We start from the raw sequence: 24222 nt of genomic DNA, 5'->3' as shown, positions 1-24222 counted from the left end.
GGTCTGCTGAGCCGATAAGGAATAGCAGGTAACGCCATCAGCGCGTGTTGTCGACCAGCGTGTCCTGGCTATCGGTGATCACATTGTCGGCGAGTTGGTAATTGGTGGGTGGCACATCCTGCATGACGCGGGAGGGGTAACGTTTCGTATCGAACTTCCCGGTCCAGTCTGCATTTTTGCTGTCGCCCACCAGTATGCCCACTTTGCAATGGTCGATGTGGTTGTTGCTGACGATACAATCGCTGGCTGCAATGTAAAAGCCAATCTCTTCTTTGCCTTTGGCCATGCCATACATCAGCCGGATGCCGGTGGGTAATCCGGTCAGTTTATTATTGGTGATGGTATGGTGGGTGCCATTGACCCGGATGCCACCGGTGCCACCCTGAATCGTGTTGCTGTCGATCACGCAATCATGACCGCCCCGCATCACGAGTTCGCCGGCGCAGTTTTCCAGGTAATTGTTGCTATAGCGGTTGCCCGAACTTTTATTGCTGATCACTTCTGCTTCGCCGTTGCAGTTGATGAATCGGTTGTCGCGTACGGTTGTATAAGCATAGCGGGTACCGAGCAGTACGGGATCCTGTCCGATCTGCACACATTCTCCGCCGTTCGCATTCTTCCAGCTCACTTTGGGTTTATCCCGAAACACATTCTGATCGATGAGGGTACGCACGGGTACGTCTACGTCACGCACTTGTACCTGCACTTCCATGTTGTCGACATTGCCGATAAACTGGCAATGGTCGATGCGATTGTCGGCCGCCTTGCCCGATACGGATACGAGGGGCATGAATTGCGCATCGGCCGTATCCCGGGTAAAGGTGCAGCCGGTGATCCGGCAGAATTGCGCGGCTTTTACGTCAACGAGGAGGCCACTGCTGCCTTTGTCTTTCGCTATACGGCAGTCGGCGAATTGGAGGCCCGACAGCACCGTATAGGAGCCCGTCAGTTTGAATAGGGATTGGGTGATCCTGCCCGAAAAGATGACCTTGCCGGCGGTCTGTGCCTTGATAATAATGGGTTTGCCGGCGTTGCCATTGGTATTGATGGTGATGGCCCAGTCGGTATAATGGCCGTTGAGGATGATAATTTCATCGCCCGGAACGGCTGCCGCAGCGGCCTTGTTGAAAGCTTCGGGGCTGGCTACCTTGTACTTTTTGGCAAAGCTGGTGGAGTAGCAAAACAGCGCCAGCAGGATCATGAAGAACGGCTTCATCGTCAGGTTGGTGTCCCTTTTTGTAGGGGGCGCTAAAGATAAGCGGATACGTCGTCGATGAAGTGGCGATCCGGCGATTTTTCCACGCAAACGTTTTAGGTGCGTGGACGGTCTAATCCTTAAAGTAGTTGCTGGCGGTGCGCGTTTTGTTGACCCAGCACCCGGTTTTAGCGCGCAATACAAATTCGCTGAGGCCTACTTCCCGGCTACCTGGTGCCCAATCGTAGGTATAACCTAAGCGGGTCCAGGGATAGTGGAAGTCGGTGGCGCTGGTCAGGGTGTGGTAATAGGCGTAAATAATATAGTTGTTGAACCAGTTGGCGTAGGCCGGCGTGGCGTTGCTCATCAGCACTTCCGTGGCCGCGGTGGTCGTGATATCCGGGTTGCCGGCGGGGCGTCGTAAGCTGTCTACGGGCACCCAGATCTCGGCAATATGGGTATTGGTGTTGCTGTTGACGGGCGGCAGACCCAGCAACTGGCAGATGCGCAGCAGGGTATCGGAGCCTGCTTTAAAACTACCGCCGATGCGCATTTTCATTTGCTGGGGGATGAACAACCAGGCGTCGCCCCAGGTGGTGGTGATGGAATCTCCTTCCGGATAACTGCCAGGGAAGCGCATAAAGGTGGCCATCAACAGGTATTGCTTGCCCTTCACCGTTTTCCATTGCAACCGGCTGTTGACAGCGTTGATCGGCCATAGGGTGTCGATCCTTTCGATGTTTTCCGTGATCATGGCATCATCGATGGCGTTGGCGTAGAGTTCGTTGAGGTCGGTAGTGGCAGGAGCATCTTTGTCTTTCTTACAACTTTGCAGCACCAGGAGGGATAATAAGGCCGATAGCGTTAGCAATTGTTGGCAGTTAAGCTTTTTCATGCTTTGATGAATTTTCTAAGATGATTGGATTGATTTTCATTCAACAATGACGGGATAATGGGTCGTCATAGTTGATTCTATCATAATAACAACCAAACCGGTAACTGGTACTAAGGGATGTGAAACTTTATTTTAGTAAGGATTTGTCCGCAGATTGAATAGGGGACCTGCTCCACCTAAAAAAAGGTGTTTTCACGGAAAATACACAGGGTGATAAATGATATTTTTAAAAAAACTGCTCGTCATGAAAACAGCCAGGACACCTCTTGTTCGTTTACTGCAACAGTCTTATCAAAAAGCTTTTAGGGAAACCAATCCATTGCCACCTGCATCCGGAGAACCCGTGGAAGGTGGTTTATCCAGAAAACATTTCCTACGCAATATCGCCCTCGGCGCCCCGGCCCTGATGTTGCCCGACTTCTTACAGGCTGGTACCACGATAACCCGCCCGGGGGGAGACCCGGTAAAGGTGGCCATCGTAGGCGCCGGTATTGCTGGTCTGAATGCCTGTAACGTGCTGTCGAGAACGCCGGGCCTCGATATCACCATTTATGAAGGCAGCAACCGCGCCGGTGGCCGCATCTTTACCGCCCGCAATAAACTCGGAAAGAACATTACGACCGAACTCGGCGCCGAATTTATCGACACCAACCACAAGGAAATGTTCCGCCTCGTCGGTCAATACAAACTCGATATCATTGATTGCGGCAAGGACATTACCGACAACGATCTCGAGCACCATACCTATTTCTTCGGGGGCGCCCACCGTGAGGAGAAAGCAGTCGTGGCCGAATTCAAAAAGATGATACCAAAACTGCAAAAGGACCGGGCCGATGGCAAGGATGAAGTAAAGGGTGCAAAACTCGATAAACAGTCGCTGCAAGCTTACCTCGCTACTTATACCGGACTCAGTCCGTGGTTCAAAGATTTGCTGTATTGGGCGTTTACCGCCGAATTTGGCATGGAGGCCAGCGATTTGAACTGCCTCAATTTTATCGACATTGTTGGGTTGAATACGGAAGAAGGGTTTGAGATCTTCGGCAACAGCGACGAACGGTATAAAGTAAAAGGCGGCAACGAAACATTGATCGACGCCCTGGTTAAGGATTTCGGTTCGCAGATCAGGTATGCCCACAAACTACAGAAAGTGACCAAAGCAGGCGCGGAAACCGTACTGCATTTTGAGAATGGTACCACCGCACAGGCCCATTATGTGATCATCGCCATTCCGTTGACATTGGTGCGGAAAGTGAAATTTGAGTTGGCGGCAAAAATGCCCGATGGTAAACAATACATGATCGATCATTACGATTATGGCACCAATAGTAAGTTCCTGCTCGGCTTTAAAGATAGGATCTGGCGTAAGCAGGGCAAGTCGGGCTATGTGATCAATGAAACCATTCAAAATGGGTGGGACAATAGCCAACTGCAAAACAAGAACACGGGCGATGCCGGCTATACCGTTTTCCTGGGCGGAAAAGCCGGTAAAGAAATGGCCGATACCGATGCCTTACGGAACAACCTATTGGATGGACTGGAGAAAGTGATCAAAGGCATCAAACAAACCTACAACGATAACCACGGCGTATTCAACTGGTCTGAATATCCATTTGTGCAGGGCAGTTATGCGTGTATACAAAAAGGGCAGTGGTTCAGGATCGATACCGCAGCGATGATGGCACCAGTAGAGCAGATCTATTTTGCCGGTGAACATTGCAGCGAAGCCTTTCAGGGCTTCATGGAAGGGGGCGCTGAAACCGGCCGTATGGCAGCAGAAGCCATACTCGAGGTCATCGCCGTGGCACAACCAGCGCAACAGGCGGAGATGGGATGATTTTATCTAAACAGCAGCGCCTTCCAGTCGTGAGACCGGAAGGCGCTTTTTGTTGAACCTACCTGGTTATTTCCTGTTCAGCGAATCGATGGCCGTGGTCAATGTTTCTTCGATATTGGCGCCTCCCTGTTGTATCTTTTTAACAACACCCTGCTGATCGATCACCAGGCTGGTAGGATAATTGGTGATCTTGTAATCGTTGATGGTGGCTCGTGCAGCGGGCAGCAGGGTATAGTCGAAAGCCACTCTTTGTTGAAAGGCCCGCACCTGGTCGGCATCGTTGAAGGTGATGGCCAGGAACACTACTTCACGGGCGTCGTACTGCCTGGTCAGCTTGTTGAGGTCCGGCATCTCTTTGATGCAGGGACCGCAGGAGGTGAACCAGAAATTGAGCACGACTATTTTTCCCTTCAGGCTGGCCAGCGACCAGGCCTTACCTTGCAGATCGGTGAGGGTGAAATCGGGAGCTGGCCGATGCAGCATATTGTTCAAGGCCCGTCTTTCTGCTTCGCGCCGTTCGTTGGAGGCTTTGACCATCTCGTCTGTCAGGCGGACCACATGAATAATCCCCTTTTCGTCATCTGCTGTAGTGTGGTCAAAAGCAATCCTTCCGGTACCCCAGGCTTGTTCCAGGCTGTCTATTTTGGAAGGGTTGAATATCCTGCCATCCGGCAGCAGGTAGGTGAGCGGTTTGTCCGATGCGTTGGTGCCTGACTGTGCGGCTACCGGAAGGGAAAATAAGCCTGATAAAAGAACGATCGTGAAGGCGGCGATAAACAGTTGACGGTATAACATGGTGGTAGATTGTATGTTGAAGTGTATGATTGATGTAGGTGTGCGTGGGTGATTATTTGGCTTCTTTTCTGAAAACTTCCCAGTTGGCATTATCGGTTGACTTTAATACGATCTTCTGTTCGCTGTTCTCCACGGTCAGGTAATAAGTGCTGGTGGAGTCGGCTACCATTTCAAACAGGTCGCTGATCCAATAGCCGGCATAGTTGTTTTTGAGATCGCTCAGCAACCGGATGGGCAACTGGTTGGAGGTTAGGTTGCGGATCACCGCGAGCAGCGTACCATTACCGCTATAGTAGGCAAACAGTACCTGGCCGTTGAGCTGGAAGGTGGCTTTGGAGACTGCGGCTTTTGTCTCCCAACTGATGTCCTGCGCCGTGGAGAAGTCCTTTTTAAAAGCGTTCATCACCTGTTCGCTGGCAGGCTCGGTGGGGAGGGCAAAACTGTTGCTGGTAGTCAGGAGCAGCAGCAGGGAGCCAATCAGCATGCTCTTCTTTGCGTCGCCTTTCTTAAACCTGAATACGCCCAGGTAATGAAATAGAACCCCTACTGCCCACACAGGTGTAGACCAGAGCGGCCAGGGATAGGTGGTGTCGGTAAGTCCCCATACGATCCAGATAACGGGTGTCCCCAGCAGGAAGGCGATCAGGTGAATGCGAAATCCCAGTTGGCTGTTCTTGGCGGTGGTTGCGTTAACGCGGAGTGCTTGTTTCATGATTGGTTGATTTTTTGGTGATTAATTTTCGGTAGATCGGTTTTGTTACACAAAGCTATACCGGCAATTTCCGGATAGTGTTAAGCGTGGCGGGTCGTGTACTAACTGCTGTTAACACTCGCTATAGCAGGCTGATTGTCAGCAAATGATCGTAGTGTTAACAGCAGTTAACACTATATAATGCGGGCGAGGCATGCTTTGCACCGCGGGGAGAGCGAGTTTTGTATATTTGATAGGATACCTAAACACCAGGCTTATGAGCAATTTCTTACCCGGGATGAAAGGCAGGTTACGCTTTATATTCCTGATGGCGGCCCTAACTGCCATTGGTATTATCCTTTGCCAGCTTTACTGGGTGTATTACAATTACCGCACGGCCAGGGCCAACTTTATACAAACCGCGACCCTGTCGCTCCGGCAGAGCATCGACAGCAGCCTGGTTGGCCAGGATACGTTACCCGCTTCGTTGTCGGGCGACAAACCCGCCCTCACTTTTTTGATGAAGCAAATGGTGGCTTCCACGCCGGGCGCCGGCGACAGTGCGCAGAAACCTTCCTTTACGATCAAGCTGGTTACCGTCGATATCAATGAAGATCAATTGCCGGGTGTCAGGTCGCTGGTGGCCAGGCTCTTCTCACAACGGGCGAATAAACCCTTCAATCTCGATACGCTGCACCGTTTTTTCCGGCAGGAGTTATTGCGCAATGGCATTGCAGAGGCGTTTACGCTGAGCATCGATCCCCAACAACAGCAGGTGTTACCCGGAGAGATCGCCGCAGTCATCAGTTACCAACAGAAACCCGCGGTGGTGAGGGCCCAGCTCACTAATAAAATGGCTTTTTTATTCCGCATGAATGTGGCGCCGGCACTGGTGTCTACCTTACTCATCCTCTTGTCGGCTGGCAGCCTGTTCTATATGAGTCGCATCATCAAAAGGCAGGTGCAGCTGGATGTGATGAAGAATGATTTTGTCAACAATGTCATACACGAACTACGTACCCCTTTAACGATACTCCGTTCCTCCAACGAGGCGCTCGCGGGTTTTGGCGCGGCACACGACGAGGCATCGTTGATGCGCTACCTGGGCATCAACACCCTGGTGATCGACGACCTCGACAAGAACATCGAACGTATCCTCGACTTCAGCCGCATAGAGCAGGGGCGGCGCTTGCCCGTATGGGAATCCATCGACCTGTTGCCGGTATTACAACAGACGCAATTGCGGTATGCCCCCGTCAATGGGGCGACCATCACCATCACGGCATCGGAAGCCCCTTTTGAAGTGCTTACCGACCGGTTTATGTTTGGGGTGATTGTGTCCAACCTGGTCGACAATGCTATCAAGTACTCGCCGGAGGCGGCCGTAGTCGCCATCGATGTCAGGCGCGTGGGGGCTGGCTGGCAGTTGCAGGTGCGTGATCAGGGCATGGGCATTCCCCGTGCGTCGTTGCCCTATATTTTTGATAAGTTTTACCGAGTGCCCACCGGCGATCTGCACGATAGTAAAGGGTATGGTATCGGGCTGGCCTACGTAAAGCGATTGGTTACCGACCTGAAAGGAACCATCGCCGTAACCAGCGAGGTGGGCAAAGGCACGGTTTTCACACTAACATTTACTGCATAATGGAAAATATACGGGTACTATTGGTCGAGGATGAGCAAATACTGGCCTCCATCCTCAAGGAATCGCTGGAGAAAAGAGGTTTTGTGGTGGAGATCGCCAAAAACGGCGTGGAAGGATGGCAGCTGTACAAAACCTTCCGGCCAGATGTATGTGTGATCGATGTGATGATGCCCCGCAAAGATGGCTTTGCGTTGGTGGAAGAGATACGCGTCGTGGATGAGCACATTCCGCTGATCATGCTGACAGCCCGTACGCAAAACGAAGACGTATTAAAAGGATTTGAACTGGGGGCGGATGATTATATGAAGAAACCTTTCAGTATGGAAGAACTGATCCTCCGGTTGAAGGCGTTGGTACGGCGTAAAGTGAGTCAGTCTGCAGATGCCACACCCCAACAAATGACCCTTGGTCGCTTTCTCTTCCGGCACCAGTACCTTGAATTGGCAGATGGCGCCAACGTATCCACGCTGTCGCAGCGCGAGGCTGACTTGCTGCTGCTATTGCTGCAGCATAAAAACCAGTTGCTGGATAGAAAGCTGGCCCTGATCAGGCTGTGGGGCGAAGACAATCCCTTTACCGCCAGAAGTATGGATGTGTACGTTACGCGGCTTCGCAAGCTGTTGAAAGAAGATACCACCATCGAGATCATCAATACCCGCGGACAAGGATATTCACTGGTGGAGCACAAGCGGTAGTGCCTAAAACGTGACCTTACACCCCGGCAAGGCGGCTTTGATCCGCTCCTGTTCTGTAATACCAATGCGGTTACCCGCCAATCCCAATTGTTTCAGGTTGACCAGGCCGCTAAGATCCGCAGGCAATACCTGTAAGTCACAACCATACAAGTAGAGGTATTCGAGGTTGACCAGCTTGGTAATAGGGTTGATCTGGGTCAGCCTGGGATTGTCTGACAGGTCGAGTGTCTTTAGTTTGAGCAGGTAAGATAGTTCCTGCGGCACTGCCTGCAGGTCGTTCGCCTTTAGCTCCAGCGTGAGCAATTGTTGCAGGCTGGCTATTTCTGCCGGGATCTCGCGCAGCATCCAGCAATTGGCATTTGGCTTCGTGGCCGCATTACAGCCACCTCCATTCACCGTCAGCCTGCGCAGGTTGATCAGCCGAAACACACTGTCGGGTATCTTATCGCTCTGCAATTGCTTCGTGGAAATAATATAGGCCGTAGTAGAGCCGTAGGCGGGGTCGTTATTAACTTTAGTAGCAGGACTACAAGCGGCTGCGATCAATACTACAGCCATCACAAAAGAAAGGGCGTACGGAAGGGTTGTTTGGGGGCGCACGGGCATAAAATTTTAATACTCTTACGCCAAATGTAAGGGGAATGGTTGAGAATACCTATACCGCCCCGCGCGCGCAGACACGAAGCCGTGACGACCACCTATGTTTTGCGGGGTACGCTTTTTTTGACAAAGACTCGTCCACCCACCCAGTACAAAAAAGCGATGACAATGGAGCTGGCGAAAGCCCACAAAAATGCGGCGGAACTGTGTGCGTAATGACCAAAGAGGCTGTACAGCAGGCATACCGGTAAATAGCCCAGGAGGTTGAGTTGTAAAAAACGCAGGGCCGTCATCTGCCGGGTGCCGCCGAGAATGGCCATCGCCTCCGACAACACCGGTATACCACGCGTAATGATGATACTGATCGGCCCATACCGTTCAAACAGCTCGTCGGCTTCCCGCTGCCGGTTTGCCGGTACAAAGCGTTGCGCCAACCGGCGTGACAAACGACCGGTGTAGAAACCCGCCATACTGCCGGTGAGCGCCGCCGCCAACGAAAGTAAGGTGCCACCTGCGATGCCCAATACGGCGCCATTCGCAAACATGACGATACTCGACGGCACCGGCAGGTACACATCCACACTCAGCAGGCAGAAACTCACCAGCACAAAACCCTCCGGCTGCGCCCGGTATCGATCGAGCCAGGCCATACAACGCGCCTCCAGTTCCGGAAAGCCCAGGAATATACCAATGATAATCGTGGTAATGACCAATAACGTGATGCCCATCTTGCGCATAGTCGTGGCTTATGCTTTTGAAGAAGGTTTTCGGGTCATTCGTTTGATGGGTTTGGGTGTTGCCTTTTTGCCCGCGGCACTGTTTCTCGTGACGTAGACGGCATAGATCACCTTGTTGGAAAAAGTGGGGTTGAACTCGCTCGACTGTGGCGCTGTAGCCGTAATGCCCCCATAGATCCAGCCGACCTGTACTGCCTTGCCGGGTGGTAAGGTGGAGTAATCGATGATGTTGGGATTACGGCCATAGGTAGCTACGCCCGTGAGCGGTATAAAAGACGCATTGGAGCCTATATATCCCGGCAGGGCCGGCTGGTATTGCGGATATTCTGTATAGGTGCCAGCGCTGCTAAGGCCCACCGTACTCAGGTGATTGAAGAAGGGCATGAAGTTGGACATGTTCGATGGTACTGGCTTGCCGGACTTATCGTAGTAGTAATCCGTAATGCCGCCAAACAGCGTGGCGTACATATTCTTGCCACGGGGATCATATACCAGCATGCGGGCACAATCGTACAGGCAAAACTTTTGCTGAAACCCGGTGTCGATAGCCGCGGTTGCCGACCCATTGCCGGCAGCAATGGTCAGCGGATTGGGGTAGGGGCCTGCCTGTTGGGTAAATACGCCGCCCAGCGCACCAATACCCTCCGTGCCATTGGGTAGTATGGTGGGGAAGATGTTGAGGTCGCGCCGGTGAAACTGCGACATGCCCTGGTATTGCAAGGGCGTAGTCGTGGCACTGTAATCGCTGATCGATAACTGGCCGTTGCTGTTGTTGATCCTGAACTGCCGGATCTCTTCGGTATAGATGCCGCTGATCCCACCCTTATAGATGCTGTTGAAATTCTGTCCGAATACGAGGTAGAAATAATCGCCGATCTTCTCCAGGCCACCGCCGGTCACACGCATCCGCTCATCGGTGATCATGGTCAGGTATTGTTCTAAGTTGGTGGTTTGTCCGGCCACGATCGCATTGACGAGTCCGGCTACCTGGATGGCTGTCAGGTTGGGGAAGGTTTGGTAGCAGGAAGCCGAATCACTGTTGCAGGTAGAGCCATAACCGCCGGCAAAGTACAGTGTATTGCCATCCTGGTAGTAGGCCATATTGGTGGTGCGCAAAGGCAACAGAAAGTCGCCGGGGATGTCGGCACTGTAGGCTTGCTTATTTTTCAGATCGATTACCCGGAACTGTTGGTTGTCGTATTGGGAGGGGAAGGTGCGCTCTTTGTCCGACGTGCGGTGAAAGCCGTTGGTGCGTCCACCTACGATGAGCAATTTGCCTTCATAGCTGGCCCAGGCAAAAGACTGCACGCCGATGGCGAAGCTGCTATCCCAGGGTTTTACGGTAACGACATAAGGAGCCTGTGCGCTGGCGACACCGGTCATGAGCACAGCGATCAGGCAAAGGACATATTTATGGATGGTTGACATAAAACAGTTGATTAAGGATTTTGGAAGAATTTTAAACACCAGGCAGTCAGCAGTTCCCGCCGGCTTTGGGAGAGGTCCCGCGTTCTCGGCATGGCTTCGGCTTTACCCCAATAAGGCAGACTGATCCGCTGCAGGAGGCGGCCCGCCATTTCTGCATCGTTCCATTGCTCCGGATCATTCAACGGTATACGCTGGCTCATGGCCGGGTACAGCAGGTAATAATTGCGAAACACTTCGTTGTAGATCACGTCGAAGGTGAGCAGGTCATTACCCACATACGGATCGGTGGGGTTGGTGCGTGGCAGGTAGTATTGGGTGTAATCGGTATACGGCAATATCCGCAGGTTGATGAGCGGGGCAATAGTGGCATTGAGGCCACTGTATTGCGTCGGCGGTGGTGGGTCGGTAGAAAGTACAGCGGTGATGCAACGGTTGCCAGCCGTACTCACGGCAATGCTGATGGGTTGGCCCGACTGGTAGTTGCTGGCCAGCGGTTGCAGGGTACCCGGTTGCTGGTTGGGCGTGGTGTCGTAGTACGATAAGGTGAGCCTTTCAGGGTCTGCTGCCGTCAACAGCGTACCTCTTTTGTACACGAGGAAGGAGGTATTGACCAGGCCCCCCCCATCATTACGAAACAAATTATTGGGCGACTGGGTGGTATCCTGCTCGGCATACACGCCCGATTGGTCGGATACGATAAAATAAGGGCTCTCCTGCAGCAACACACCGTATTGCGTGCTTTCGACGGTGAACGATCCTTGCTGCAGGTATTCCTGGATCACGTCGCTGGTGAGGTCGATGGGAAAATCGAATACCCAGCCCGCAGCGTCGTTGGCGGCCAGGTTTTGGTAGTCGATCAATTGCGAGATCACCGATACGCCATTGTAAGATAACTTGAGGTATACGGGGCCAAAATCCCACCGGGGATTGTTGTTGAGCTGTAGCGGATCATAAGCAGGGCCACCGCCATATTGGTCGGGGAAGCTGGCCGAAAAGTCGACCGACAGGGTATTGCTATTGGCATCGATAGCAGCCATCGCCGGACAAAGATTGAACAGCGGCCCATTGCTTTTGGAGTTGGGTGGTACCGGCAGCGGTGGCTTGCCGGGTGGAGGCACCAGGAAACGGCCTACAGGGCATGATTCCGGCTCTCCGGCAAACCAGGGTGCGATGGTGCCCTGCAGTTGGATATAGTCGGGATTGAGGCCCTGGTTGGCATACAGCGCCGTCATTTGTTGTATCCATTGCTGCGGATCGTATTTGAATACGTTGATCTTTTGCAAGGGGCGGTACAGCGTATAGCGGAATAAGATGCCTTTGAGGGGCGTACCTTCGGGCGAAGTGGTTGGCATACCTTGTAAGATGGGCTGTCCTTGCAGGTCGGCCAGTGGTACACACATTTGAAACGTAGCGGCCGCTCCATTGGGGCCAGAGAGGTTGGTGTTGCGCTGAAAGTTGATCCAGCGTGTCATGCCCTTGGTGGGTTTACCCGAAAAAAGAAAGGCTCCATTGGCCTCCATAGAGAGAAAGTCGGCAAACATTTGCGAGCAGTTGGAATCCTCCGGGTTTACATCGATGATCATACCCGTACTTCTGCCGGTATCGCCGGGGCGATTGTTGAAGCTGAGTATGCCTTGCAATAAGGATGATTTCAGCGAGGCAGGAATGATGCTGCCGGGATCGGTGATGCCGGTGACCTTCACGCCCATCATGGTAAGGCCCATATCGCCGTAAAAGTTCCATTCGCCGGGAATGAGTTGGGTTTTGCTGGTAGCGCCTTCGCTCTTGTTGAGTAGCAGGGGCGATGAAGGGGGCGGGGCTACGTCCAGCGGCGTAACAGCCCATTTCATCCACTCTTCGTCCGACATCCCATAGCGCATGGGTTGTACGTTGACCGAATCGGCCAGTCGCACGGGTTGACCAGGTGCGTAAGGCGAGTCTGGTAAAAAGGTGTCATTGGAATAATCGTCGTTGTTGGCGGTGCCAACGTTCACCTGCAACAACCCGTTCACGTTGATGCGTGGATAATGGAAAACTCCCATAGCAGAAAGATTTAATAGTGTTTGCGAGCGATAATGATATACGGGTGAGGGAGAGGGGCTATAAGGTAGGTTGCTGGTGTAAAGAAAGGATATGCCGCGCATTGTAAAAACAGTATAAAGACGGTATTTTATCCGCCAGTGATCTAAGAAATCAGTATAACTACGGATATGCTCGTTTCCGTTCAAACGCAAATACAGCCGGTGATGCAGCCGCTTGCTGCACTGGGACGCACGTAATGATCGAAGCCGCGAAAAAGAGATACATTCGCGCGCTGAACTAAATCCCGTACCGAATTATATGTTATTGAACCGACTCTTTGTATCAATCCTGTTGTTGAGTGCGATTACCGTGTATGGTCGTCAACAACCAATTCCCGTGCCCGCTGCTTTGCGAACGGCTATCGAACGCGCGCGCCCTGCTTCGGTGCGTTGTTATGGTTTCGATACCGTACAGCAGCAACAGAACAGTGCGCCTTTCAGTGCGGTGGTGGTGACCGCTGATGGTTATCTGTTGACGGTGGCACATACCACGCGCCCGCAACAGACCTACAAGGTGCATTTCCCCGACGGGCGCGAAGCGTTGGCCGTCGGGCTGGGCCGTATCGCGCGCGACAATGTATCCAACCTCCCCGATGTGGCGATGATGAAGCTCCTCGCGCCGGGCCCGTGGCCCTTTGCGCCCATGGGCCATACGGCAGCTATGCGATCCGGTGATCCGTGTTTGATGATCGCTTATCCCGAAACACTCGCGCAGCCTTTCCCGACGGTACGGTTTGGCGTGGTCGCCAACCCGAGGATGGAATCGGAGTTCCTGGCCACTACGGCTGTGATGGAGCCGGGTGATTCGGGCGGACCCCTATTCGATCTGCAAGGCCGCGTGATTGCCCTCAATAGTCGTTGCGATACATCGGAAGACCGCAATTTTCATACACCCGTCGATCTGTACCGGCAATACTGGACAGCCTTGACCAAAGCGGAAACGTATACTGATTTCCCGGCAGCGGACAAAGTGAAGGTGCCAACGGCCGCAGCTGTTAAGTACGCACCAGTGCCCGCGCAGGTAAAGCTTGCCAACGCCGCCGTAGTGTCGCTGCAGAGTGAGGTAGCGGGTAAGCTACAATCGATAGCTGGCACGGCGATCAGCCTTGATGGACGCGGCACTTATATCCTGAGTAAAAGCAGTGAGGTGGGAGCAGCGCCGGTGGTGGTCACCAACCAGGAACGCCTGTTGGCGAAGGTGGTGAGCCATAGCCGGGAGCATGACCTGGTATTGTTGTGGGTCGATAAAAAGTTAACAGGTGCCTTGTCGAAGACAGATACCAGCTATGCAGGCGTTGGCCCGGCGCCCGGTAGTTTCGTGTATGCGGCGCTGCCGGGTGGCCGGCAGAAGCGGGGAGTGGTGGGCTGTGCCCCCATTGCGCTGCCGGTGAAATACAGCAGCGGCTTTTTCGGCGCCGGTGCCCGGTGGATGGACGGTGCGGCTACCCTGGCCAATATACATCCCAATAGCCCCTTGGTACAGGCCCGCATACAACTGCAGGATAAGATACTGCGTTTTGGCGGACAGCCCATCCATCAGCCGGCCGACTATGGTGCGCTATTAGCGCAATACTTTCCCAATGATACGCTGGTGCTGGACGTGAAAAGGGGCGATAGTCTTTTTCAGCAAACGATCGTGATGGGAGCCTGGCCCGCGCGCACCCCAACCCATCCGGCAGAACTGTTTAAAGGCGGCGCGAGTGTGCGCCGGGATGGATTTGCCTCGGTGTGGACCATCGATGCCCGGGTACAAGCCGCGGAATGTGGCGCACCCGTATACGATGCGGCAGGCAAGTGTTGTGGTATCGTGATCAGCCGGTTTAGTCGCACGGCGGCATTGGTGATGCCCATGGCCGTGATCAATGGATGGATGGCGCCCTTACTCAGGAAAGAGTAAGTGCTCAGCGTTTCTCCGAAAATACAATATAGCTGGAGGTCTTTAGTTCATACGATTCGTGTGGATTGAGGACTTTTAGTTTTACAGCATGTTTTCCTTTGGGCAGTTGGTATTTCCAGCAGATCTCGAGCCGGCGCTTGATAAAATCAGTAGACAGTTGAACGGTCTCCGTTGGCTGCCCGTCTATAAAGACCGCCACCTCAAATACATACTCCAGACTATCCTTTTGCTTTTTATGTGCTGCGCCTGCCAGCGAAAAGCCCGTGCCTTCGAATTCGAAAGACGCTTCGCCGAGGGTTTTGTAAAAGCCCGTGCGGCTGATGGGTTGGTTATTCGGGAATCCCTGTTCCAGCGCAACGGCTTTGGGTGATTGTACCAGGATCTCCACCTGGTCACCGTTGATGTTGCCACCGTTGGCCTGTATATTCTTCAAGGCGTGACCGAGACCGATCACATACGCTTTGTTGAGCGAGATGTCGGTGTACTTGAAGGGAATGTCTTCTATATCCACGAGGCCCTGTTTCCAATGGGTGGGAATCTTTTTGTATCCCAAGATGGTGCCCAGTATACCGCCCACCGACGAGGGGTTGCAATCGGCATCCTGTCCGGCCCGGGTGGCGATCTCCAGCGACCGGCCAAAATCTCCTTGACCATACAGCAATCCCAGTACGACATAGGCGGAGTTGATCTTGGCGTCGATGTTGAATGCCGAGAAAATACCGTCGTGGCAGGCGATATCGTTCGACCATTTGCGTTGGATCTCATACCAGGTACGGTGCCAGTCGTTGGGGTATTGCTTGTGCCAGTTGATGACATCGTTGATGCACTGGTAATAGGTGCTGGACGCAGGAATTACTTTCAAGGCTTCCGTTACGATGAAGTGAATGTCATTATGCAGGAAGGCCAGCGAATACAGGGCGCCGATATAGACGCCGCCGTACCAGCCATCGCCGTAGTTCATGATATGCCCGATCTTGTCGGAGATGGCGGAGGCGGTATTGGGCATGCCGGGGCTCATGAGGCCGGCGTAGTCGGCTTCGATCTGGTAGTCGATGTCTTCTGCATGGGGATTGTGTTGCCATTGGCCCGATTGTGGGGCTTTGATGCCATGCAGGATATTGTAGCGGGCGGCTTGGTTGGCATGCCACAGGAAATACCCAGCGTTGGCGAATGCATTGGCAAAGGAATCCACCGGGGCGTTGAGGCCGTATTTTTCAAATACATCGACGAAGGTGAGGTCCATGTACAGGTCATCGTACAGGCCGGCATTGTGGAGCATATTGGTCTTTAATACGCTGCCGTCCCAGGGCAGGGGCTGGTAGTCCTGGATGAAGGTGCCGTTGAACTGGAATTCATACGGGCCACCGTAGGTGACGCCGATGGTTTGTCCGGCCCAGCCACCCATGATCTTGTCTTTGAGGGTTTCTTTTGATAGCGTAATACGCTTTTGCGCAGTGGCGGTCATGGTCAGGGTACAGCAGGCGGCGGCAAGCAGGATGTATTTCATGTGGCGGTATTGGTTGGAGTAGGAAGATAGGAAGATTTCCCGTGCTAAAGAGGAGACAGGTTGCGGAAATCAAGGTCTGCCCATTCACGATACGGCGTCATAGCGGGGTAGAAGTAGCCATCATTGGCTTCAATCAAGCCTTCCAGTTCGGAAAACCATTTTTCGGTGATGGCGGGGTCTTTCGTATTCCCGTCGTCGAGTGAACCATCGGTGATTGGCTGGCATTTGCGATCCAATACATCGATCAGTAGCGACGTTCACTACAGCAGACGTTTCCCGGCCGGACATAATCTCCTGCCGGTAATCATCCCCCCACAGGTCTGTTAAGCAGGCAAACGGTTAATGGCTTTCTTTTTTATATTTGATGGACAGCAGGATGATCGCCACATTCAGCAATAAGGACACAGCATTGGATAGTATGATGATCCAGTCATCTTTACTGACTCCATAGATTATCCATAAGATCAGTCCGGTTAACAAAACGGCCATCATACCCATCGAAAGTTGCTCGGCTTTTTTCTCCCGTATAATTTTGATCAGTTGCGGCAGGAGGGAGATGCCCGTACCTATACTTGCTCCAATGCCTATTAGCTGGGTAATATCCATTTGTATATCAATCATCAAAACTTATACCCGGCGCCTCGCCACTGCCTACACAGGGCATCCGATTTGCATGCCCACTGGTATGCAATCATCCTTTCAAGAAAAGACCATTGTCATCACCGGCGCTTCGAGCGGGGTAGGGAAGGCGATGGCACTGGCGTTGGCAGCACAGGGTGCTACGCTGGTATTGGCAGCACGCCGGGAAGCAGCACTCGAAGAAACAGCCCAGGCCTGTATCGAAGCAGGCAGTAACGTGTTGACCGTGCCTACCGATATGCAGCAAGTGGAGGCGATTCGCCTGCTGGCAGAAAAAGCGCATCAGTTTGGAGGGGCCATCGACGTGTGGATCAACAATGCCGGCGTGCTCGCCGCCGGTCCGCTCGAAGAGGTACCTGCCGAAGTGAGTGAAGCGGTGATCAAAACCAACCTCCTGGGTTATATGCACGCTGCCCATATCGTTATTCCCTATTTCAAGCAACAGCAGCATGGCATACTGATCAACAATATTTCTGTAGGTGGCTGGTTTCCGACGCCTTATGCTACAGCCTATACGGCCAGCAAATTTGGTCTGCGCGGGTTTTCGGAGGCCCTCAAAGGCGAGCTGCAGGGTTGGCGCAACATTCATGTGTGCGATCTCTATCCTGGCTTTCTCGATACCCCCGGCATGCAACACGCCGCCAACTACACCGGCAAAGCGCTGAAGCCTGCACCACCGGTGTACAGCGCCGAAAAAGTGGCTCGTGCTGTGGTACGCATCATCCAATCACCCGTGCCGAAAAAAACGATTGGCGCTGGTGCGGCCTTGCTGCGCCTGGCCTGGAATGTTTTCCCGGCCATCAGCCGGGCTGCCACGGTATTTGTGATGCGTCGTTACCTGAACAACGCACCTGCACTGGCCACCACCTCCGGTAATGTCACCCAACCGGTCGATTTCGGCACCAGCGTCGACGGTGGCTGGCAGATGAGCAAGGCCAGCAGGCAACGTGCGGCCGTAGTAGTGGCCGCGGGTATTGCCGGTGTGGCCGCCGGTTTACTCATCGCCGCCAGAAAAAACCAGCACCACCTGTAGAACCACCATTGTATGAAACCTGAATCTGCTATTTACGCGGCGTGGCTGCAGGAACTGGTACCGCCCCAGGTGCACGGCAGCACCACAACTACCCGCAGCGATTATACGGCCCGGAATGAAGCCGAAGGTATTGCCTGTTTTGAAAAAGCTGCCAGCCGGCTGTTGGATGTCAATCATTGGCAGCAATGGGCGGGCCAGGCCACCGCTGCTTTTCAACTCATCGATGCACGGGGGCATAAAGCAGACAGGCCTGCGCAGGAGGGAGATTATTTTTGTATCGATCTGCCCGGTCCCGGCAATCCAGGCGGAAAAGGTGATGATTGGGTGCAGGTGGAAAAGATTGGTAAACGCACAGCCATGCATCAACAGGCCGTGTACATCACGGTGCGGGCAGCGCGCAGTCCCATCGTGCCGCAGCAGGCGGCTCCACATTTCTTTGACAGTGCGGCTACTTCTACCTTTGTTGTTTACCGTGAAGCGCAGCGATTGATCGCTGCCGTGTATGGCCGCAACGAACACCCTAACATACATCAGGGCAACCTGTTGACCAGACTACGCAACTGGTTCGTTTACCTGGGCGCCCGCCTGGGCTTGTCTGCCCTGCAATGGAAAAGCTTGACCAACGGATTGTTGCGGTTTGAACATTGAAGCTGCTGTCTTGTACGGCCAATGTTTCCGGTCAGTATATAAATATAAAGCCCGGCAGTAGAACCGCCAGGCTTTGGTCTATGCACCAGGCCTCAATGTGCCTGGTCGTCTTCTCTGTTACTTCCTTGTTGTTGTCTTTGTTGGTCTTTTTGTGCTTGCTCTTGTTGCTGCTTGTCTTTATTCTTGACAACAGGCGCTGTTGTATCATCGCTTTGTGTTTCGCGGGTGATGTTGCGGCTGATGTCGTTACCTATATTGGGACCGGCCTGCTCCTGGCCGCCGATCGATCTGTTGTTACCTGGCATAACAAAAGTTTTATGGTTTACAATCTTTATGGATAGGGATTAAAAAAGTATGCCAATGTCCAGACTGGTCATCTCATTTATTTAATACATATTTAATGCAATGGCTGGCATTGTTTTTTTGTCATATAAGGTACCGGCGATCTAACGATCGACCTGTTTTTACAATTCTTCAGCGATTTCTTTTTTTAAATATTGGTCGTTGTGGCGAACGCATATTTCACTCAAAACAATTTATTTATGCGCGTTATATTTTCCGTAGAATTCATCTACCGGGACAAAACCTATTGCGGCATCGTACGGGTACATGAAGGGCTGGCAGGCCGCGAATACCATGTACGCATCATGAATAACCGGCTCGACAATTGGTTGTACGGGCACCATATATTTACCGAGTATAATGGCATACTAGACCCCTTGACAGGGAAATGCCCCGACCGGGTACAGGTGTTGCGCGCTTCCCTTTATGAGGCGTTAAAAGCCTGGCTGGCCAGCCGGGCAGTTGAAGCGCCCCCGAAACCTTTTTGGCGCGCAGGTACCAATGAATATTATGTCCATTCGATCAATCCGACCAAGCCGCTGAAAGGGAAATCATAACATGGCACAATGACTGCCTGACCGGTTGATGATGGCATCGGGAGCAATTGGTAAACGCTGGTAAGCAATTTGCAGCATTGACTTAAATTTACGGTATGTCTTCCCCCCAATACCTGGTATCCCCCGCTCTTGCCGAAATGCTGAATGATTGCAGCATCGATCGGATCATGGCCATTGATCTACAGTGGAATATCATCGCCTGGAACCGCACAGCAGAAATGGTATCGGGTATCCGGGGTGCGGAAATCCTGGGCAGAAACCTGTTGGAAGTGTTTCCGCAATGCCGGCAGGATAAGGAGCTTTTACAGGCCATGGAGCTGGCCTTCTCCGGCATTAAAAGTTTTGTACCGGCACACCGGGAGCGCTTCAACCGCCAGCACTACGAAAATCATTTTATCCCTTTAAAAAGTGAAGAAGGCAAATTGTTGGGTATCATGAACATCATGCACGATGTGGCGCACCGCATCAAGGCCGAACAACAATTGCACAAGCTGAATATTGCCTTGAAGAAAAAATACGAGCAGCTCGAAAGGGCCAACGAAGAACAGGCGCAGATCACGTACATCACTTCCCACAATATCAAGGAGCCATTGCGCAATGTCTATTCCTCGCTCGAATTGCTGATCCGGGCAGAGGCAAAGTCTTTATCCGATGGCGGAAAGGCCAATCTGCGGCGCATGCAGTCTTCACTCAATCGCATGAACCTGTTACTGGATGATATTGTAGCGCTGTCGGGCATACATGCACCGATGGACGAAGGCACGCCAGTTGACCTGAATGAGGTGTTGCAACAGGTGTCGGCGCAATTGACAGAAAAATTGTTGTCCAGTGACGCAACAGTTGCTGCAGCAGTGCTACCCGTCGTCAATGGGTATAAGGATATTCTGCACTACCTGTTTCTATACCTGATGAACAATGCTATCCGCTTCCGGCCGCACCAGGCACCTTTGCGCATAGCGATCTCCAGCCAGTCAGTGACGATGCCCGATAACGACCCTTATGAGGAGGGGCAACGCGCCTTCTTCAAAATAAGTGTGACCGACAATGGTACCGGCTTTGAGCCGGAAGATGCGGAAAGGATATTCCTCATGGTGGATAAAATGCCCCAAAAATACGCCAGCTCCGGTGCGGGACTGGCCATCTGCCGTAAGATCATGTTGGCGCACGATGGTTTTATCGAGGCGGAGGGTTGGCCAGGTAAAGGCGCGGCTTTTCATTGTTATTTTCCACTGATTACCGGATGAAGAGATAGCCTATTTTGGTGGTGTCGTAAAAATGCAATAGTTTTAGGATACTAACGGAATATTTCTTCTACCGTTTGTCTATAGATCTTACACTTAATTTGGACTGTTGTTCGGTCTGATTTACATTGGTTTATTAATGCTTTTGGTTAGGGTACTGCTGATTCAGCCCTTCAATGGTGTCCAGGATTGGACGACGGCCTTTATTGAGTACCTCAACGCGCTGCGCAACGCTGTCTGCGCATACAAGCCATTTTATCAGAAAAGCCAGTAAGGATGCAGCAACTGATCTTATTGATTGACGACGACCAGGACGAATATTTCATGCTCGATCAAGCCATACAATTGGCCCAATTGCCCCATTATTGTGTGTGGGCCAATTCCCTGTCGCGCGCACGTCAATTACTGCGAGAAATATTACCCGACGTTATCCTCATCGATTACAACATGCCCGTGTCGAATGGAATGGATTGTCTCCGCATCATCCGCGATATGCACCACCTCGATAAAACGCAGGTGATCCTGTATTCAAACTTCCTCAGTGATACTACCAGAGAACTGGCAATGAAGCAGGGCGCTTCCTGTTTGCAAAAGCCAGGTTCTATCCAGCAATTGGCTGAGTTCTTATCAAAGTTGAATGGCGGTGATAAAACATTACAACCGCACCTGTAATCATCTTACCTACCTGGCAGGCATGAAATTTATGCCGCTTACAGCATAGCGACAGCTTGCTATAACAAGCCTGTAAAGGCCTTGGAGCCCCATCCCACCAAACCTGCGGTACGCAGTGGTTTTTACATAATATAACAATTGTATCGGCAGCACACCTGTGGCCTGAATGACCTGTTGAGGGTAATCAATTACAGGAATGGCTGCCAGGATTATTACCATATGAAACTTTCATTCTTAACAAATCAATTCATCGATTATGGCAACAAGAGACAGACGTTCCAGTGGACAAAACAGTTCACGCCAGCCACAATATGGCCAACGGAACAGTGGACAACAAGCAGGAGAATATGGCCGTCAGTATGCCGAGCAATACGACGAAGACGACCATGATGAGGACGATGACAATGAATTGCAGGGCCGCTATGGCGACGAAGATGATGATAATGAAGATTATGACGACGATTATGACCGGAACGAAGATGATGACGATAACCACGGAAACATGCAGGGGCGTTATCAGCAGGAGCGAGGCGGGTATGACCAGCAGCAAAGCGGTGGCATGGAGCGCCAGCGTCGTAGCCGGCGCGGTTTCGGCGGTGGTCGTAACCAGGACGACAGCAACCAATACAGCAAAGGACGTGGCATGCAAGGCGGCCGGCAGCAAGGTTATGGTAACCAGGGCTACGGCAATCACGGTTATGGTAATCAAGGTTATGGCAACTACGGAGGTGGTCAGCAGGATTATGGGAACCAGGGCAGCAGCAACCAGTGGTCGCAACGCAGCCAGGGTGGCAACCGTAATCAGTGGAACCAGGGTGATGAAGGATATGGCCAACAGGGTGGTTACGGCAACCAGGGCTATGGTAACCAGGGCGGCGGCCAGGGTGGTTCACACCAATACGGCCAGCAGGGTGGCCATGACCAATGGCTGCAACGCAACCAGGGTAACAATCGCAACCAATGGAACCAGGGCGACTATGGCAACCAGGGAGGCTACGACAACCAGGGAGGCCAGAACTATGGCAACCAGGGTTATCGTGGACAGGGCAGTAACCAGGGCGGAAGCAACCAGTGGTCACAACGCAACCAGGGCGGTGGCCTCGGCACTGGGGGCGATGAGTGGGGCACTGGTGGCTTTGGCGGGTCGCAAGGCGGCTTTGGCGGCTACGACGATCAAATGGGCAACGGCAACCATGCCGGGTACGAAAACCAGCGGGGAATGGGACAGCACAACCGCAACCGGCAAGGTGAGTTTGGCTATGGCAATGAAGGCAGCCGTGGCAGCATGAATGACCAATACAGCCAGAGCGATAACTCCCGCCGCTACTACCATGAAAACGACGGCATGGACGATGATAACGAAAGCGGCAACCGGTCATCGGGCAGCAGTTCCCGATCGGGTAGCAGCACCAGCGGACGAAGCACCAGCAGTCGTTCCGGCAGCAGCAACAACCAGTCTGGCAAAAGCAATAGCCGGTCAGGTGGCAGCAACGCCAGCAGTGGCCGCGGCAAATCGTCGGGCAGCGCGGGCAATACCAGCAGCAGTAAACGCAGCGGCAGCAGCAATACCAGCAGCGCCCGCAGCAAAAGCAGCGGCACGGGTAAAAAGAGTTCCCGGTAACCCCCGTGATAAATACAGCAGCAGGATCAGGGTATTCCCTGATCTTGCTGTTATCGATCACTATGAAATAAGATGCAACTATGAAATCAGGCACCAGTTCAAAAAACAATAGAGCGGCTGCTTCCGGTAAAGCGAGCGGATCTTCGGGTACCTCATCCGATAGCCAGATCACCGGCCAGCAAGCAGATAAAGAAGCGATATCCAGCACGTCTCCTTCCTACCTGCAGAAGTTCTTCACCGATCAGTTGAAGGATATATATTATGCAGAAAAGGCCTTGCTGAATGGGTTGGAGGAAATGAAAAGCGCGGTATCCACCGAAGAATTGCAGGATGCTTTTGAAACGCATCGCCAGCAAACAGAGCGGCATGTAAAACGGTTGGAACAGGTATTCCGCCTTATCAAACAAGAACCCGAGGCGAAGCCCTGTGCCGCTATGGACGGCTTGCTGAAGGAGGCGCGCAACATCATCAGCGAAACGGAGGAGGGAAGTTTCACCCGCGATGCCGCACTGATCATTGCTGCACAAAAAGTAGAGCATTATGAAATTGCTACCTACGGTGGATTGGTGCAGTTGGCTGTAACCATGGATATGCGGCGGGCGGCCGATATTCTCGACAAAACCTTACAGGAAGAAGAAGATACAGACCAGCAGCTGACGCATATCGCTGAGTCTTATATCAATATCGAAGCTGAGCATGAAGGCGGCTACTCCTGGGACAAACAGGCCATAGGCGCCGGAAGTGTTACGCTGTGACCGGATTGCATTGAATGCAACCAGACTTTTTTCGTAGTATTTCTATTTTCGGCACCTGACCGCGGTTGTTACCGCGGTCTTTTTTTGGGGGGTACTTCGCTGGCCATGCCAACATGCCTTCCTACCATGGCAAGCAGGTTATTCATCGTGAACGGCTTCTTGAGCCGGAAGATGCGGAAAGGATATTCCTCATGGTGGATAAAATGCCCCAAAAATACGCCAGTTCCGGTGCAGGACTGGCCATCTGCCGTAAGATCATGTTGGCGCACGACGGTTTTATCGAGGCGGAGGGCTGGCCAGGCAAAGGCGCCGCTTTTCATTGTTGTTTTCCCGTGATTACAGGATGAAGGGGTAAGTAATTTAGGTGGTCTCGTTTAAATGAGATAGTTTTAGGATACCAACGGAATATTCTTCACCGTTTGTCTATACATCTTACACTCAATTTGGACCGTTGTTCGGTCTGATTCACACTGGTTTATTAATGCTTTTGGTTAGGGTACTGCTGATTCAGCCCTTCATTGGTGTTTCAATGGTGTCCAAGATGGGACGACGGCCTTTATTGAGTACCTCAACGAGCCGCGCAGCGCTGTCTGCGCATACAAGCCATTTATCAGAAAAACCAGCTGAGTTGTTAACCCCACTGAACGGAGGTGATAAAATGTTTCAGCTTCATTCCTGTGAAGCGTTACTTCACCTGCGTTGAGCTACTCATTG

Annotated in this window: 24 protein-coding genes; 11 read left to right on the top strand and 13 right to left on the bottom strand. The window is 52.5% G+C overall.

What is annotated here, in order from left to right; genetic code table 11:
- Positions 1-37 precede the first annotated feature (37 nt).
- Both P2W70_RS31650 and P2W70_RS31645 read right to left on the bottom strand, forming a co-directional pair.
- A complete protein-coding gene (locus P2W70_RS31650) occupies positions 38-1216 on the bottom strand; it encodes a polysaccharide lyase 6 family protein (RefSeq protein WP_276485617.1) in 1179 nt (392 codons plus the stop codon).
- A 112-nt stretch (positions 1217-1328) separates the two neighbouring features.
- On the bottom strand, positions 1329-2090 hold the full coding sequence (locus tag P2W70_RS31645) for a hypothetical protein (protein WP_276485616.1): 762 nt from the start codon (positions 2088-2090) through the stop codon (positions 1329-1331).
- A gap of 244 nt (positions 2091-2334) precedes the next feature.
- On the opposite strand from P2W70_RS31645, the gene P2W70_RS31640 reads away from it, so the two are divergent.
- Positions 2335-3924, top strand: coding sequence for a flavin monoamine oxidase family protein (locus tag P2W70_RS31640; RefSeq protein WP_276485615.1), 1590 nt, complete (start codon positions 2335-2337; stop codon positions 3922-3924).
- 66 nt (positions 3925-3990) lie between these two features.
- Here P2W70_RS31640 and P2W70_RS31635 read toward each other — a convergent pair whose 3' ends face one another.
- Both P2W70_RS31635 and P2W70_RS31630 read right to left on the bottom strand, forming a co-directional pair.
- The gene (locus P2W70_RS31635) at positions 3991-4719 is read right to left on the bottom strand and encodes a peroxiredoxin family protein (protein WP_276485614.1); all 729 of its coding nucleotides are present in this window, start codon (positions 4717-4719) and stop codon (positions 3991-3993) included.
- Positions 4720-4771: 52 nt separating this feature from the next.
- Complete coding sequence (locus P2W70_RS31630; RefSeq protein ID WP_276485613.1) at positions 4772-5431, bottom strand: 2TM domain-containing protein; 660 nt, start codon at positions 5429-5431, stop codon at positions 4772-4774.
- A gap of 256 nt (positions 5432-5687) precedes the next feature.
- Between P2W70_RS31630 and P2W70_RS31625 the strand changes: the two genes are divergently transcribed.
- Both P2W70_RS31625 and P2W70_RS31620 read left to right on the top strand, forming a co-directional pair.
- Positions 5688-7055, top strand: a complete 1368-nt coding sequence (locus tag P2W70_RS31625) for a sensor histidine kinase (RefSeq protein WP_276485612.1) — start codon at positions 5688-5690, stop codon at positions 7053-7055.
- Positions 7055-7750, top strand: a complete 696-nt coding sequence (locus P2W70_RS31620; protein ID WP_276485611.1) for a response regulator transcription factor — start codon at positions 7055-7057, stop codon at positions 7748-7750. The genes P2W70_RS31625 and P2W70_RS31620 overlap by 1 nt, the downstream gene beginning before the upstream one ends.
- A 3-nt stretch (positions 7751-7753) precedes the next feature.
- Here P2W70_RS31620 and P2W70_RS31615 read toward each other — a convergent pair whose 3' ends face one another.
- The 4 genes from P2W70_RS31615 to P2W70_RS31600 all read right to left on the bottom strand — a co-directional run bounded on the left by P2W70_RS31615 (position 7754) and on the right by P2W70_RS31600 (position 12557).
- Positions 7754-8350, bottom strand: a complete 597-nt coding sequence (locus P2W70_RS31615) for a leucine-rich repeat domain-containing protein (RefSeq protein ID WP_276485610.1) — start codon at positions 8348-8350, stop codon at positions 7754-7756.
- A gap of 98 nt (positions 8351-8448) precedes the next feature.
- Positions 8449-9087, bottom strand: a complete 639-nt coding sequence (locus tag P2W70_RS31610) for a TVP38/TMEM64 family protein (RefSeq protein WP_276485609.1) — start codon at positions 9085-9087, stop codon at positions 8449-8451.
- Positions 9088-9096: 9 nt separating this feature from the next.
- On the bottom strand, positions 9097-10515 hold the full coding sequence (locus P2W70_RS31605) for a hypothetical protein (protein ID WP_276485608.1): 1419 nt from the start codon (positions 10513-10515) through the stop codon (positions 9097-9099).
- An 11-nt stretch (positions 10516-10526) separates the two neighbouring features.
- Positions 10527-12557, bottom strand: coding sequence for a hypothetical protein (locus P2W70_RS31600; protein ID WP_276485607.1), 2031 nt, complete (start codon positions 12555-12557; stop codon positions 10527-10529).
- Positions 12558-12855: 298 nt separating this feature from the next.
- Between P2W70_RS31600 and P2W70_RS31595 the strand changes: the two genes are divergently transcribed.
- Positions 12856-14493, top strand: coding sequence for a trypsin-like peptidase domain-containing protein (locus P2W70_RS31595; protein ID WP_276485606.1), 1638 nt, complete (start codon positions 12856-12858; stop codon positions 14491-14493).
- Positions 14494-14497: 4 nt separating this feature from the next.
- Here P2W70_RS31595 and P2W70_RS31590 read toward each other — a convergent pair whose 3' ends face one another.
- The 3 genes from P2W70_RS31590 to P2W70_RS31580 all read right to left on the bottom strand — a co-directional run bounded on the left by P2W70_RS31590 (position 14498) and on the right by P2W70_RS31580 (position 16621).
- Positions 14498-16000, bottom strand: coding sequence for an ADP-ribosylglycohydrolase family protein (locus P2W70_RS31590; protein ID WP_276485605.1), 1503 nt, complete (start codon positions 15998-16000; stop codon positions 14498-14500).
- Positions 16001-16044: 44 nt separating this feature from the next.
- The gene (locus tag P2W70_RS31585) at positions 16045-16236 is read right to left on the bottom strand and encodes a hypothetical protein (RefSeq protein ID WP_276485604.1); all 192 of its coding nucleotides are present in this window, start codon (positions 16234-16236) and stop codon (positions 16045-16047) included.
- Between the two features lie 103 nt (positions 16237-16339).
- Positions 16340-16621, bottom strand: a complete 282-nt coding sequence (locus P2W70_RS31580) for a SemiSWEET family sugar transporter (RefSeq protein WP_276485603.1) — start codon at positions 16619-16621, stop codon at positions 16340-16342.
- Positions 16622-16685: 64 nt separating this feature from the next.
- On the opposite strand from P2W70_RS31580, the gene P2W70_RS31575 reads away from it, so the two are divergent.
- The gene (locus P2W70_RS31575) at positions 16686-17672 is read left to right on the top strand and encodes an SDR family oxidoreductase (protein ID WP_276485602.1); all 987 of its coding nucleotides are present in this window, start codon (positions 16686-16688) and stop codon (positions 17670-17672) included.
- Positions 17673-17684: 12 nt separating this feature from the next.
- Positions 17685-18320: a hypothetical protein gene (locus P2W70_RS31570; RefSeq protein ID WP_276485601.1), complete on the top strand. Its 636-nt coding sequence runs from the start codon at positions 17685-17687 to the stop codon at positions 18318-18320.
- 92 nt (positions 18321-18412) lie between these two features.
- Here the strand turns inward: P2W70_RS31570 and P2W70_RS31565 are convergent, their stop codons facing one another.
- Positions 18413-18625 (bottom strand): hypothetical protein, encoded by a 213-nt coding sequence (locus P2W70_RS31565; RefSeq protein WP_276485600.1) that lies wholly within the window; start codon positions 18623-18625, stop codon positions 18413-18415.
- Between the two features lie 237 nt (positions 18626-18862).
- On the opposite strand from P2W70_RS31565, the gene P2W70_RS31560 reads away from it, so the two are divergent.
- The 5 genes from P2W70_RS31560 to P2W70_RS31540 all read left to right on the top strand — a co-directional run bounded on the left by P2W70_RS31560 (position 18863) and on the right by P2W70_RS31540 (position 23508).
- A complete protein-coding gene (locus P2W70_RS31560; RefSeq protein ID WP_276485599.1) occupies positions 18863-19219 on the top strand; it encodes a hypothetical protein in 357 nt (118 codons plus the stop codon).
- Positions 19220-19314: 95 nt separating this feature from the next.
- Positions 19315-20463, top strand: coding sequence for a sensor histidine kinase (locus tag P2W70_RS31555; protein WP_276485598.1), 1149 nt, complete (start codon positions 19315-19317; stop codon positions 20461-20463).
- A 273-nt stretch (positions 20464-20736) separates the two neighbouring features.
- Positions 20737-21132, top strand: coding sequence for a response regulator (locus tag P2W70_RS31550; protein ID WP_276485597.1), 396 nt, complete (start codon positions 20737-20739; stop codon positions 21130-21132).
- Between the two features lie 256 nt (positions 21133-21388).
- Positions 21389-22753 carry a hypothetical protein gene (locus P2W70_RS31545; protein WP_276485596.1) on the top strand — a complete coding sequence of 455 codons (1365 nt, stop codon included), beginning with the start codon at positions 21389-21391 and terminating at the stop codon, positions 22751-22753.
- An 80-nt stretch (positions 22754-22833) separates the two neighbouring features.
- Positions 22834-23508 (top strand): YciE/YciF ferroxidase family protein, encoded by a 675-nt coding sequence (locus tag P2W70_RS31540; protein WP_276485595.1) that lies wholly within the window; start codon positions 22834-22836, stop codon positions 23506-23508.
- A gap of 68 nt (positions 23509-23576) precedes the next feature.
- Here P2W70_RS31540 and P2W70_RS31535 read toward each other — a convergent pair whose 3' ends face one another.
- Positions 23577-23828 (bottom strand): hypothetical protein, encoded by a 252-nt coding sequence (locus P2W70_RS31535; RefSeq protein ID WP_276485594.1) that lies wholly within the window; start codon positions 23826-23828, stop codon positions 23577-23579.
- Between the last annotated feature and the right edge of the window lie 394 nt (positions 23829-24222).

Source organism: Paraflavitalea pollutisoli (genome assembly GCF_029360705.1).
GTDB lineage: Bacteria > Bacteroidota > Bacteroidia > Chitinophagales > Chitinophagaceae > Paraflavitalea > Paraflavitalea pollutisoli.
The sequence above is the reverse complement of the archived record's forward strand: the minus strand, read 5'-3'. Positions and strand labels throughout refer to the sequence as shown.